This window comes from Cellulomonas cellasea (assembly GCF_030372105.1).
GTDB classification, from domain to species: domain Bacteria; phylum Actinomycetota; class Actinomycetes; order Actinomycetales; family Cellulomonadaceae; genus Cellulomonas_A; species Cellulomonas_A cellasea_A.
Genome location: NZ_JAUDBQ010000010.1, coordinates 83,906 through 96,103 on the forward strand (window position 1 = coordinate 83,906; position 12,198 = coordinate 96,103).

The window sequence follows — 12,198 nt, forward strand, 5'->3', positions numbered from 1 at the left end:
CGGCGACACAGCCACCAGTGGTTGAGGGCAGTTAGGGTAGGCATACCTCAACACGAAGGACGTGTCCTGTGAGCGCAACGCTGACCGCTCCCGCGGTCGTCAGCCCGTTCCGGGTCTTCGCCGTCGAAGTCGCCCGAGTCGAGGACCTCACCCCGAGCTTCCGCCGGATCACGTTCACCGGCCCCGACCTCGACCAGTTCGCCGACACCGGCCTCGACCAGCGCATCAAGCTCATCCTCGCCGCCCCCGGCGACACCTCCCCGACGGCCGTCACAGCGCTGTGCGGCGAGGGCGACTGGTACGGCGCCTGGCGCGCGATGCCCGACGACGTGCGCCCACTGCTGCGCACCTACACCGTGCGCGCCGTCCGGCAGCACGCCCATGAGATCGACGTCGACATCGTGCTGCACGGCGACGTCGGCCCCGCGACCCGCTGGGCCCGGCGCGCCGCCCCCGGCGACACCCTGGCCATCTGCGGCCCCAACGCCCGGTACGACGGCTGGTGCGGCGGCGTCGAATGGGTGCAGCCCGAGCACAGCCTGGCCGTGCTGCTCGCCGGCGACGAGACCGCCGTGCCCGCCATCGCGTCCATCCTCGAAGAGCTCCAGCCCGACGCCCGCGGCGAAGCCGTCCTCGAAGTGCCCAGCGCCGCCGACATCCTCCCCATCGACAGCCCGCCCGGCATCCGCGTCACCTGGCTGCCCCGCGACGGCGCCGCACACGGGGCCCACCTCATCCCCGCCGTCCACGCAGCCGCCGAACGGCTCCTCGCCCCGCCGATCGGCCCCACCGCCACCAGCATCGAGGACGTCGACATCGAGACCGGCATCCTCTGGGAGGTGCCCATCGACCCCGAGGGCGCCCCGCTCACCCGCTCCACCGAGCTGTACGCCTGGCTCGCCGGAGAGGCCGGCGTCATCAAGCAACTCCGCCGCCACCTCGTCAGCGAACGTGGCGTCGACCGGCGGTCCGTGGCGTTCATGGGGTACTGGCGCGAGGGGCGCGCGGAGGGCGCGTGACCACGTTCGCTCGCTCTGCGACCCTTGGGCCAGCCCGTCTGGTCTAGGCAGAGTAGGTGTCATGCTCACGGTCAACGTGCAGGACGCCACAGCGAATCTGTCTGACCTGCTGGCCCGTGCGGAACGCGGCGAGGAGGTATGGATCGCGCGCGACGGCACCCCTGTGGTGCGCCTCGTGCCCGCAGAGCGTAAGCCGCGACAGTTCGGGATCATGAACGGCCCCGACATCCCCGACTCGTTCTTCGAGCCGATGACTGAGGGTGGGCTGGCGGCATGGGAGTGAGGGGGCGCCTGCTCGACACGCACACGCGCCTGCCGTGGGAGCATCGGGACCCGTTCGACCGACGCTCGCCGCCCTGGCGATCCGTGACGAGGCGCTCGCAGAGTTCCGCGAGATCGGCACCCCGTGTGGGCTCCATGAGGAGGTGGGTTCCCTGAGCAGGCGGGCGCGATACCTCCGTGTGGTGATGGTGGGTGCGGCCCTGTCCCTCGTGGCCCTCGCCGCCGTCTGGTTCCTCAGCCCTGGCGACGATCTGGTGATCTCGCAGCGCGCGGGCTTGCCCGCCGGGGTGTCAGCGGACCCTGGCCACAGCGGCGCGGTGGTGCGGGGCGAGGAGCGGCTCGTCGACGTCTACATCGGCGGCAGCTCGTCCTGCCCCACGGAGCTCGATCGCGCGGAGTTCGCCGATGGGGTTCTCACGGTGCATTTCACCTCGCCGCGGGCGTCGGGCCCGTGCACGGCAGACCTGGCCTACACAACGACGACGATCGCGCTGCCGCCCGAGGCTCCGTCCTCGGATGAGCTCGACGTGCGCATCGTCATCGACGACTAGAGGCCATCGTCCGGCCCAGAAGGTGGAAATCGCCCCGGTTGTCACACCTCTGGGGAGCGCGGACCGCTACTTTGACGGCATGAAGCGGTCGATCAGCGACGATACGGGCCACCCGGAACACCGAGCTGCGCGGTACGCGCGATCAGCGCCGCTCGTTGCCGTGACTGTCGCGTTGGTGATCCTCACCAGCATGCGCGCCGAGGGCAATCGATCTGTCATCGGTGCGCTGATCCCTGGATTGACGTTCCTCGCGATTCTTGCCGTCACGTCAGTCATTCACGGGGTCGTCCGCGCGCAGCCTGGGCGTGAAGGCTTCGGCGTCGTCGCCGCCATGCTCCTCGGGCTCCTGTTCGTTCCCTTCGGGATGTGGGGGCCGATCTTCCTCGGGGCGGAGTTCTTCCTCGGCGTGGGCCTGGTGATCGTGGGCTGGCGTGGGAAGGACTCAGGGCTGTGGATCCCGGGAGTGGTCCTCCTTGCCGTGGGGCCGTTCATCAACCTCAACGGGGCAGCGAACACCGTGCCGCCCTACGACTCGACATCAGGGGTGGTGGTCCTGGCGCTCACCACCGCCGTCTTCGCAGTCCTCGCAACGACGGCGATCGCCGGTGAGCGTCGGGTGCGGGCGGGCGGCGTGCAGGTGGCGGGCGCCGGAGCCTGAGCCATCCGGCGCGCGTGTGCCCGGGCAGACATGGCCTGATCGAGTTCGTCGCTGACCGCCCTCAACGGAGATCGACGAGCGATTCCTCGCGGAACTCGCTGACGACCGAGGCGATGTGCTCGAAGTCCCTGTCGTAGTGCAGGACTGTCACGTCATGCTCGATCGCGACGGCGGCGATGAGAGTGTCGAACGCCCCTGCGGACCGGATCAGCCCGTTGTGCCACAGCCGTTGCTGGATGCCGAGTGCCACGGTGTGCGTCGTCGGCGACATGTGCAGCACGGTGAACGTCGACATCGCCCGATGTGAGGTGTCGAGCTCGACAGGGTTCCTGGCGCTGTACCCGTGCTCGAGCATCTGAGCGGTGGTCACGCAGATCGTGTGATCACGCTGGATGTCCGCGACGCGCTGCGCGATCGTCGGGGAGGTCGGCACGCGCGCCCACACGCTGTTGTCGATCAGGTAGCGCAGGCCCGCAATGGGTTCCGGTCGGACGGGCGCGGGCTTCGGACGGCGCGCGCTGGACGTGCTCACCGGCGCGCCTGCGCACGAACCTCCGGATCGAGCAGGTCCCTGGCGAAGGTCATCTGGCTGAGCGCGCCCAGGGCTTCGCGCTGGTGGCTCCGGCGCACGACGTCCTCCAGTGCGCTGGTGATCGCTTCGCGCTTGGTCTTCGCCCCGAGGGCGTGCATCGCTTCAGCGACGAGGTCCTCGGGAAGGTCCACGCTGGTCATCGCCATGAACTGCCTCCGGGTCATATAGAACGACGTCAATAATCATATGACCGGCCACCGCGGATGTCACGCCCCCTCACTTCGGCCCGCGTCATCAGCCGACGCGCGCCGCCAGGCTCCCGGACGACACGACGTCGACAACGCCCCCTCCGGCGCTGACCGTCATCGCGTACGCCCCATCCGTGACGTCGAAGTCAAGCTCGGCGTGCTCGTCGCCCGCCGTCCACGTCATCCGACCCCGCGTGCCCTGGACGTCCCAGGTGAACGCCCCGTCGAATGCGGGGTGGGCGGCGCGGACGCGCAGCGCGTCGAGCTGCGCGCGGACTGCGGGGCGCTCGAGGTGGTGGGCGATCTCGTCGGGCGTGTAGTGGTGGCGGTTGACGTCACGGCCCACGCCGGTGCGCTGGAGCAGGTCCATGTCGTTCTCCCCGGCGAGGAGGCCGACGTAGTACACCTGTGGCGTGCCCGGCACGAAGAGCTGGATCAGGCGGGCGAGCACGTACCGCTGGTCGTCGCGGGCCAGGGCGTCGTAGAACGTGCAGTTGACCTGGTAGAGGTCCAGGTTCGAGGCGGCCGCACCGGTGGCACGGCGGGAGGCGCCGCCGCTGTTGTGGTGGATCGCCTCGACGAGCGCGTCGATCTGGTCGGGCTCGAGGAGGCCGGGCTCGCCGGGGCGCAGGTCGGACGGCCCGACGTCGACGATGCCGATGCCGTCGTGGGTGTCGAGCACCGTCATCGCGTTCGCCGGGCGTATCCGCAGCCAGTGGGCCAGCGGCTCGAGGTCGGCGGCGGTGAGCGCGTGCAGCACGAGCGGCGGCAGGGCGAAGTCGTAGACGTGGTCGACCTTCTGGGCGATCTCGATCTGCTGGGTGTGGTGGCCGTGCACCTCGACCAGCACGGAGGCGCCGCGCGCGTGGGCCCGCTGCACGATCCGCTCGGTGTACTCGTCGGTGGCGGGGGTCATGAAGCAGTCCGTGCCTGCCTGCTTCCCGGTGTACCCGACGGCGTCGAGCCGGATCTGGGTGACGCCGCCGGCGGTGAGCGCGTCGACCACGGAGTCCAGGTAGTCCCAGGCCTGCGGGGTGCGCAGGTCGATGTCGACCTGGTCGGAGGTGAAGGTCGTCCAGACCAGGCGCCGCTCGCCGCCCAGCGTCATCGTGGTGAAGGGCAGGCCCGGCCGGGGCCGGTAGACGCGCGCCAGGTCCGCCTCGGCGGCGCCGTCGGGGAACACCGACGAGAGCGTGAGGAACATCGGCGCCCACGGCGAGGCGTCCCCGCGCTCGCGGACGTCGAGGAACTGCTCGGACTCCGCGGACATGTGGTTGACGATCAGGTCGGCCATGACGGTGCGGCCCTGCGCCAGCGAGCGCATGTCGTCCCACGTCCCGAGCCGCGGGTCGACGGTGGCGTGGTCGCGGGGGTCGAAGCCCGCGTCGACGCCGTCATGCGGGGTGAAGAACGGCAGCACGTGCACGCCGCCGAACGCTCCTGCGAGCGGCCCGTCGAGCAGGTCCGCGAGCCCGGAGACGCTTCCGGCGAGGCGGTCGGCGTAGGCGATGAGCTGGGGGCGGGTGTTCACGTCAGGGACTCCGTCAGGGTGCGGATCGGCGGATGCGGGTGGGCAGCGGGCGCCGCCTCGCTCGGGGTGCGGGCCAGGAGGCGCTCGAGCCAGCTCGCCCTTGCGGCTCGCGCCGCGACGGAGAGGCGGGCGGACGGGGCGAGCCCGTCGAACCCGTGGCAGCCGCCGGGCCACACGTGCAATTCGGCGTCGCCGCCATCGGCCCAGAGGCGGGCGGCGTACTCGACGCACTCGTCGCGGAACGTCTCGGCCGAGCCGACGTCGATGAACGCCGGTGGCAGGCCCTGCAGGGTGTCGGCCCGGGCGGCGGACGCGTATTCCGGGGTGTGCGGTCCTCCCGCGTCGGCGCCGAGATAGGCGCCCCAGCCGGTCGCGTTAGCGGTGCGGTCCCACGAGCCGGCGCCTGCCATCTGATGTCCGGAGGCGCTGTCGTTGCGGTCGTCCAGCATCGGGTAGACGAGGAGCTGGCCGAGCAGCGGCGGGCCGTGGCGGTCTCGCGCGAGCAGTGCGAGTGCCGCGGCCAGGCCGCCACCAGCGCTGAAGCCCGTGACGACCACCCGAGTGGGATCGATCCCCAGGAGCTCCCCCTCCGAGACGAGCCAGACGAGCGCCGCGTACGCGTCCTCCACGGCTGCGGGGTAGGGGTGCTCCGGCGCCAGCCGGTAGTCGACGGAGGCGACCGCCCACCCGGGCGCCACCGACAGGGCCGCGTCGACGTTGTCGGCGACGGCTCCGGCGATCAGGCCGCCGCCGTGGAGGTGGAGGAGGACGGGCAGCGGCCCAGCGCTGTCCTGTGGCCGGAGGACAGTGACCGGCACGTCCCCGTCGCGGCCCGGCGCACGGTGCTCGGTCACAGTGCAGCCCGCGTCCGCGGCCACGGCGTGGATGTCCGGCGGGGTGGCACGGGCTCGGATCGCGTCGATCTCGTCCGGGGCCAGCGACGTCACGACGATGTCGGCCTGTTCGGCCAACGCGAGCGAGATCTCGGGGTCGAACGGGGGCAGTGCAGAGCTCATCCCTTGATCGCTCCCTGCAGGAGTGCCGAGACGAACTGGCGCTGGAACACGAGGAACACGATCAGAGTCGGGGTGAGGATCAGGATCGACCCGGCGCACAGCAGCGGGATGTCCGTCCCGTACTGCCCTTGGAACGCGCCGAGGGCGCCGGCCATCGTCCGCTTCGTGGAGTCGTCCACGAGGACCACCGCCAGGAGGAACTGGTTCCACGTCCACAGGAACAGCAGGATCGCCAGCGACGACAGGGCGGGCATCGACAACGGCAGGTGGATCTTGGTGAACAGCGACCACGTGTTCGCGCCGTCCATCCGCGCCGCCTCGGAGAGGTCGGTCGGCATGTTCACGAAGTGCGCGCGCATCCACATGACCGCGAACGGCATGTACAGCCCGATCAACGGCAGGATGATGGCCCACCGGGTGTTCAGCAGGCCGAACTCCCGCATCTGGTAATACAGCGGGACGATGACGCCCTGGAACGGCAGCGTGAGCCCGAGCAGGAACGTCAGGAAGATCCACCGGTGGCCGGGCGGGCGCAGGTGGCCCAGCGCGAACCCCGCCAGTGTGGCGATGAGCAGCGCGACGGGGACCACGCCGAGGACGATGAGCGCGCTCGACAGCAGCAGCTTGCCCATCTTGGCGGACTGGAACGCGGCGGCGAAGTTCTCCCAGTGCGGCTCCTCGGGCCACTCCAGCCCCGACGGGTAGGTGCCCGCCGGGTGCAGCGCGGTGACGAAGAGCGTGAGGAACGGGATGATCGTCACGGCCATCAGGAGGACCAGGAGGGAGTTGCCCACCCACTTCTCTTGGCGGGAGGCGATCATGAGTCACTGTCCTTGGTGAGTCGCTGGATGGGCAGCACGATCGCGAGCACGAGGAGCATGAAGGCCACCGCGAGGGCGGATGCCTGTCCGATCTCCCGGCTGAAGAAGGCCAGGTAGTAGATCTCCAGCCCGGGCACGAGCGTGCTGTTCCCCGGGCCGCCCTGGGTCGAGATGTAGATGATGTCGAAGCTGGCGAGCGCCGCGATGACCGTCACGGTGACGCACACGCCGATCTCCTGGCGCAGACTCGGGAGGGTGATCGCGAAGAACTCGCGGATCGCCCCTGCGCCGTCGATGCGGGCCGCCTCATAGAGCGCGGGGTCGATCTTGGTCATGCCGGCGAGCAGCAGGAGCATGCACAGGCCGAGTGCCACCCAGGCGCCGATGGCGCCGACGGCGGGCAGGGCCGTGTCGAAGTTGCCGAGCCACGCCTGCGCGAGCGAGCCGAGCCCGACGGCGCGCAGCACCTGGTTGACCAGGCCGTCAGAGGCCATCAGCCAGGTCCACATGATGCCCGCCGCGACCAGGGGGATGACCTGGGGGAGGAAGAGCACCGTGCGCGAGATGATCGCCAGCCGGCTGGTGGCGAACTTGCGGATGGTCGCCGCCGCGAACAGCCCGAGGATCACCGGCACGAACGAGAAGTAGATGATGAGCTGGAGCGCGTTGGCGATCGAGCCGAGCATCTCGCTCTCGCCGAGGAGCCGGGTGTAGTTGTCCCACCCGACCCAGGTCGCCTCGGTCACGCCGTTCCAGTCGTAGAACGAGTACTGGAACGTCAGGGCGAGCGGCCGCAGGACGAACACGCCGTAGAAGAGGGCCGCTGGCGCCACGAGGGCGAGCGCCGCCCAGCCCCGGCGCAGGCGCCGCGCTTTGAGGGCGCGGCGCCTGGCCTCCTGGCTGGTCGCGGGGTGCTCGACCGTCTCGCGGCGACCGGGCGTTCCGGTCGTCGCTGTCATGTCAGCCGCCGATCTGGTTCTCGTAGTCGGCCTGCACGGCGGTGAGGAGCCCCTCGGGCGTCTGCTGGCCGGCGACGAGCTTCTGCAGGTTCGGCGTCCAGCTCTTGGCGTAGATCTCACCGGTGGCGTTGGCGATGAACTCCATCGCGCCGTCGTCCTCGCCGATGGTGGTGCCCGCGGCCAGCGTCTGGGCTGTCACGGAGTCCGCGTCCACCTTGGGCATGAAGGCGCCCGTCTGGCCCATGGGGTGCGAGCCGCCGATCTCGACGGCGATCGTCCTGCCCTCGTCGTTCGTCGCGATCCAGTCGAGGAAGTACGCGGCGCAGTCGGCGTTCTTGGCCTTCGCCGCGATCCCGTAGGTCAGGGGCGCGGACATCGCGCCGACCTTGCCGCCCGCCTCGACCGGCGGGAGCAGGAAGAAGCCGGCGTTGCCGGGCATCTGGGCGTCGAGGTTGCCGGACTCCCAGTCGCCGTTGAACATCAGCAGCGACTTGCCGTCGATGAAACGGCTCATCATCGTGGCGTAGTCGATGGCGTTGGCGTCATCGGCGAAGAAGCCGGCCTTGATCCACTGGTCCAGGTGCTCGGCGGCCTTGATGTTCTCCGGGGTGGCGATGGTCGCGCCGGGCTGCTGGAAGGTCCAGGCGTTGATCTTCGACGCGTCGCCGTAGGAGGCCATGAGCGCCTGCAGCGGGAAGGCGAGGCCGCCCGTCGCGCCACCGTTGAACTGGCCGATCGGGTTGTAGCCGGCGTCCTTCGCCTTCTGCAGCAGCGCGTCGAGCTCGGCGAGGGTCTGCGGCGCCTCGGTCATGCCGAGCTCGGCGGCGATCTCCTTGTTGTAGAAGATGCCCGTCATCGAGTAATTCAGGCCCATCGCGTACAGGGGCCCGTCGCCGCGCCGACCCTCATCGTCGACGCGCATCTGCAGGAGCTGCGAGGCGGGCCACTCATCCCACCCGAATGCCTCCGCATAGGGGTCGAGATCGAGCAGGAGCCCGTCCTTCGCGAGGTCGGACATCTGCGGCAGGCGCATCAGGTCCGGCGGGTTGTCGGCGAGGATTCGCGGCGCGTTCTGCGTGATGACGGCGAACTGGTCCTCGCGGATGTCGAACGTCACGTTGGGGTGCTGCGCGGTGAATTCTTCCGTCAGGGCCTTGGGCAGGGGGAAGCCCGTTTCGATGTACGCGCTGAGCACGACGTCGTCGGAGCCGCACGTCGGCGCCTCGCCTGAGGCGATGGCGTTTCCTGCAGTGGGCTTGGTGTCGTCGCCCGTGGTGGCGCCGGGTGCGCCGCAGGCGGCAATGGTCATGAGGCTTGCCAGGCACAGCGCTGCCGTGACAGTGCTGCGCCGGGTTCTCTCAGAGGCTCGAGACAACGTCGTCTCCCTTTCGTCAGAACGCATCCGGTGGGGCCCGGATCGGCTTGCTAAATCGGCTTAGCACGAGGATGCTCTCTACTCGGGGCTGGCAATGTCAAGCCAGCGGGAGGTCACAGATCAATCACGCCCGATCTGTGGGGGATCTGGTTCGCCGTCAACAGGCGCGGGCTTCGTTCCGTCTAGGATCCCGAAGCGACGAGGGGAGTCAGGTGGGCAACAGCCGCGTGACCTTGGCCGATGTAGCACGCGCCGCTGGCGTGTCGTCGCCGACCGCATCTCTGGTGCTTTCTGGGCGCGGCGACGAGCTGCGCATCTCGCAGCCTGTCCAAAAGCGCGTTCGAGAGGCCGCCGCCGATCTGTCATACCGGCCGAATATCGTGTCAATCGGGCTGCGAAAAGGAAAAACCAGCACCTTGGGACTGGTCTCCGACACGGTCGCGACATCGCAACTCGCCGGCGACATGATCAAGGGCGCCATCGAGGCCGCCCGCGAACACGGGTTCATGCTCTTCATCGGCGAGACCGAGGGCGATCCCGAGACCGAGTCCGCGCTGCTCGAGGCCATGCACGACCGGCAAGTCGACGGCATCATCCTCACCTCCATGTTCACGCGGACACGCTCAGTCCCGGCCGTGCTCGACCGGATCCCGACCGTCCTGCTCAACACCCTCCCGGAGGAGCCCACGAGCGCTCCCGCCGTCGTCCCCGACGAGAGGGAGGCCGGACGCGCCGCCGCACGCCTGCTCCTCGACTCCGGGCACCGCGAGATCCACCTCATCGGCGCCGGGCCGGACGCGCAGGACGTGCCGCCCGACACCGTGGCAGGCGTCGAGCGGCTCGCCGGGATCCGCGAGGTGCTGACCGGCGCCGGGCTCGAGCCCGCATCCGGCCACCTGTGCGACGAATGGCTGCCCCCGCAGGGCTGGCGCGCGACGAACGACCTGCTGCGGGAGCACCCGCGGCCGCGCGCGATCATCTGCTTCAACGACCGACTGGCCTTCGGGGCCTACCAGGCGCTCCACGAGGCCGGGCTCTCCATCCCCGGCGACGTCTCCATCGTGTCGTTCGACAACTACCCGCTCGCCGAGTGGATGCGCCCCGGCGTCACCACCTTCGCCATCCCCCACGAGCAACTCGGCAGGCGGGCCGTCGAGCTGCTGATCGACGCGGTGCAGAACGGCGTGGGCACGGCGCCGGGCCACGTGCACCGGCTGCCGCTGCCCCTGACCTCGCGCGGCTCACTGGCGCCCGCCCAGCCCCCATCGCCACACGGCCGCCCGACCCACGCCAGCGGATAGGAGTCATCGGAACGCTGCGTACCATCGCCGGGTGCCTCCCCGTTCCCCGCTCCCGGCCCGCCATGGCCTGAGCGCCGCGTGGCTGCGCACCCCCGATCGCGACCGCTCCCGGCCGGACGAGTGGGCGACGATGGGCCAGTGGCTGCGCCACCGGCTGCCCGAGCACGTCGACGTGCCGGCGATGCTGGCGCAGCAGCGCTTCGTCGACGAGGCCGGCCGCGCGGTGCGTGAGGACGACCCCTTCGCGCCGCATCAGTTCGTGTGGTTCCACCGCGACCTGCGCGACGAGCCCGAGGTGACTGCCCCGATCCACGTGGTGCACCGTGACGAGCGGCTCGTGGTGGTCGACAAGCCCGCGTTCCTCTCCTCGATCCCGCGCGGCCGGCATGTGATGCAGAGCGTGGTCGTGCGCATGCGCGCGGAGCTGGGCCTGCCTGACCTGTCGCCCCTGCACCGCCTGGACCGGGTCACGTCTGGGCTGTTGATGCTGGCCACGGAGCCCCAGTGGCGTGGCCCGTATCAGAGCCTGTTCGAGCGTCGCGCGGTGGAGAAGGCCTACTGGGCGCTGGCGCCACTGCGGCCCGACCTGGAGTTGCCGACCGTCGTGCGCAACCACATCCACAAGGAGCGCGGCGCGTGGCAGGCGCAGGTGGCGCCCGGGGCGCCGGTCAACGCCGAGACGCTCATCGAGCTGGAGTCGGAGGTGGATGGCCACGGGGTCTACCGCCTGACGCCCCGCACAGGACGCACCCACCAGCTGCGCCTGCACCTGCACGGGCTCGGCATCCCGATCGTCAACGACCCGCTGTACCCGGTGGTCCGCGACATCCCCGTCGACGACTTCAGCAGCCCGCTGCAACTGCTCGCCGGGGAGCTCGCGTTCACCGACCCCGTCGACGGCAAGCCCCGCCGATTCCGCAGCGTCCGGCGCCTGCCGCTCACCGCCGAGGCCTGAGGCTCCTGCGCGCGCCCGCCACGGTTCCCGCGTCACCTCGCCGCCCAGATGCGGGCGTCCTGACTCGCTCCTAGCGTCCCAAGGGTCAGCATCGTGCTGGCGTGACGACGGACGGAGAGTGCGATGAAGACCAAGGCGATGCTCGACGCGTACCCCGGTGAGATCACCCTCGACCGCGGACTCCTGGTCCGGGCGATCGAGTCGCTCGGGAGTTGCGCCCAGGCATGCACCGCATGTGCTGACGCGTGTCTGAGCGAGGAGATGGTCGCCGACCTGCGGGCGTGCATCACGTCCGACCTGGACTGCGCCGACAGCTGCGGGGCCACACTGCGCATCCTGTCGCGCCACGGGGGGTACGACGCGAGCGTCACCCGGGCGCATCTCGAGGCGTGCATCGCGGCGTGCCGTGCCTGCGGTGACGAGTGCGCGCAGCATGCGGGCATGCACGAGCACTGCCGGGTGTGCGCCGAGGCCTGCCGTGAGTGCGAGGCAGCGTGTCGCGAGCTCCTGGACGCGTTCGCCTGAGCAGCGCGCCCGCGAATCACGGCGCCGTCGTCCAGCCGGGGCGCGCTCCCGCTGCCAGGAGGCGGGCGACGACGCCCCCGCCTACGCTCGTCAGCACGCACTGACGGAGTACGAGCGAGTGGAGGCCTGACATGAAGGGCAAGGCGGCATTCGTCCTCGGAGCCGGACTCGGGTACCTACTCGGGACCCCGGCGGGGCGCGAGAAGCTCGACAAGGTGAAGGCCAAGCTGACGGACTCGTGGAACGACCCGCGGGTGCAGGAGAAGGTCAGCGACCTGCGCAGCAAGGCCACGTCGGGATCCTCGGACGACCCGTGGGCCAGCCCCTCGCCGGACGTCTCGTCGCCCAGCTCCTCGACGACCGGCGCCTCCGGCGGCCCCGACCTCGGCGGGACCACTGACTCCGACTACCGGTCCACACCCTGA

15 protein-coding genes are annotated in these 12,198 nt (G+C 70.3%); 8 read left to right on the top strand and 7 right to left on the bottom strand.

Annotation, left to right across the window (positions count from 1 at the left end):
* The first annotated feature begins 68 nt into the window (after nt 1-68).
* The 4 genes from QUV83_RS10910 to QUV83_RS10925 all read left to right on the top strand — a co-directional run bounded on the left by QUV83_RS10910 (nt 69) and on the right by QUV83_RS10925 (nt 2,510).
* Entirely contained in the window at nt 69-1,019 is a 951-nt protein-coding gene (locus tag QUV83_RS10910; protein ID WP_289564551.1) for a siderophore-interacting protein, read from the top strand.
* 61 nt (nt 1,020-1,080) lie between these two features.
* Nucleotides 1,081-1,302: a type II toxin-antitoxin system Phd/YefM family antitoxin gene (locus tag QUV83_RS10915; RefSeq protein ID WP_289564552.1), complete on the top strand. Its 222-nt coding sequence runs from the start codon at nt 1,081-1,083 to the stop codon at nt 1,300-1,302.
* Between the two features lie 184 nt (nt 1,303-1,486).
* The gene (locus tag QUV83_RS10920) at nt 1,487-1,852 is read left to right on the top strand and encodes a hypothetical protein (RefSeq protein ID WP_289564553.1); all 366 of its coding nucleotides are present in this window, start codon (nt 1,487-1,489) and stop codon (nt 1,850-1,852) included.
* 22 nt (nt 1,853-1,874) lie between these two features.
* Entirely contained in the window at nt 1,875-2,510 is a 636-nt protein-coding gene (locus tag QUV83_RS10925) for a hypothetical protein (RefSeq protein ID WP_289564554.1), read from the top strand.
* Between the two features lie 61 nt (nt 2,511-2,571).
* Here the strand turns inward: QUV83_RS10925 and QUV83_RS10930 are convergent, their stop codons facing one another.
* From QUV83_RS10930 to QUV83_RS10960, 7 genes are all read right to left on the bottom strand, one after another.
* Nucleotides 2,572-3,042 (bottom strand): PIN domain-containing protein, encoded by a 471-nt coding sequence (locus QUV83_RS10930; RefSeq protein ID WP_289564555.1) that lies wholly within the window; start codon nt 3,040-3,042, stop codon nt 2,572-2,574.
* Nucleotides 3,039-3,248: a type II toxin-antitoxin system VapB family antitoxin gene (locus QUV83_RS10935; RefSeq protein WP_289564556.1), complete on the bottom strand. Its 210-nt coding sequence runs from the start codon at nt 3,246-3,248 to the stop codon at nt 3,039-3,041. Before QUV83_RS10935 ends, QUV83_RS10930 begins: the two co-directional genes overlap by 4 nt.
* An 88-nt stretch (nt 3,249-3,336) precedes the next feature.
* The gene (gene gtfA / locus QUV83_RS10940) at nt 3,337-4,821 is read right to left on the bottom strand and encodes a sucrose phosphorylase (RefSeq protein WP_289564557.1); all 1,485 of its coding nucleotides are present in this window, start codon (nt 4,819-4,821) and stop codon (nt 3,337-3,339) included.
* Nucleotides 4,818-5,837, bottom strand: a complete 1,020-nt coding sequence (locus QUV83_RS10945) for an alpha/beta hydrolase (protein WP_289564558.1) — start codon at nt 5,835-5,837, stop codon at nt 4,818-4,820. The genes gtfA and QUV83_RS10945 overlap by 4 nt, the downstream gene beginning before the upstream one ends.
* Nucleotides 5,834-6,658 (bottom strand): carbohydrate ABC transporter permease, encoded by an 825-nt coding sequence (locus QUV83_RS10950; RefSeq protein ID WP_289564559.1) that lies wholly within the window; start codon nt 6,656-6,658, stop codon nt 5,834-5,836. Before QUV83_RS10950 ends, QUV83_RS10945 begins: the two co-directional genes overlap by 4 nt.
* Nucleotides 6,655-7,617: a carbohydrate ABC transporter permease gene (locus QUV83_RS10955; RefSeq protein WP_289564560.1), complete on the bottom strand. Its 963-nt coding sequence runs from the start codon at nt 7,615-7,617 to the stop codon at nt 6,655-6,657. Before QUV83_RS10955 ends, QUV83_RS10950 begins: the two co-directional genes overlap by 4 nt.
* Nucleotide 7,618: 1 nt before the next feature.
* Nucleotides 7,619-8,926 (bottom strand): ABC transporter substrate-binding protein, encoded by a 1,308-nt coding sequence (locus QUV83_RS10960; RefSeq protein ID WP_289564561.1) that lies wholly within the window; start codon nt 8,924-8,926, stop codon nt 7,619-7,621.
* 293 nt (nt 8,927-9,219) lie between these two features.
* On the opposite strand from QUV83_RS10960, the gene QUV83_RS10965 reads away from it, so the two are divergent.
* The 4 genes from QUV83_RS10965 (at nt 9,220) to QUV83_RS10980 (ending at nt 12,198) form a co-directional block, all read left to right on the top strand.
* On the top strand, nt 9,220-10,293 hold the full coding sequence (locus QUV83_RS10965) for a LacI family DNA-binding transcriptional regulator (RefSeq protein ID WP_289564612.1): 1,074 nt from the start codon (nt 9,220-9,222) through the stop codon (nt 10,291-10,293).
* 31 nt (nt 10,294-10,324) lie between these two features.
* Nucleotides 10,325-11,248 carry a pseudouridine synthase gene (locus QUV83_RS10970; protein WP_289564562.1) on the top strand — a complete coding sequence of 308 codons (924 nt, stop codon included), beginning with the start codon at nt 10,325-10,327 and terminating at the stop codon, nt 11,246-11,248.
* Between the two features lie 123 nt (nt 11,249-11,371).
* Nucleotides 11,372-11,773, top strand: a complete 402-nt coding sequence (locus QUV83_RS10975; protein ID WP_289564563.1) for a four-helix bundle copper-binding protein — start codon at nt 11,372-11,374, stop codon at nt 11,771-11,773.
* A 131-nt stretch (nt 11,774-11,904) separates the two neighbouring features.
* Complete coding sequence (locus QUV83_RS10980; protein WP_066582916.1) at nt 11,905-12,198, top strand: hypothetical protein; 294 nt, start codon at nt 11,905-11,907, stop codon at nt 12,196-12,198.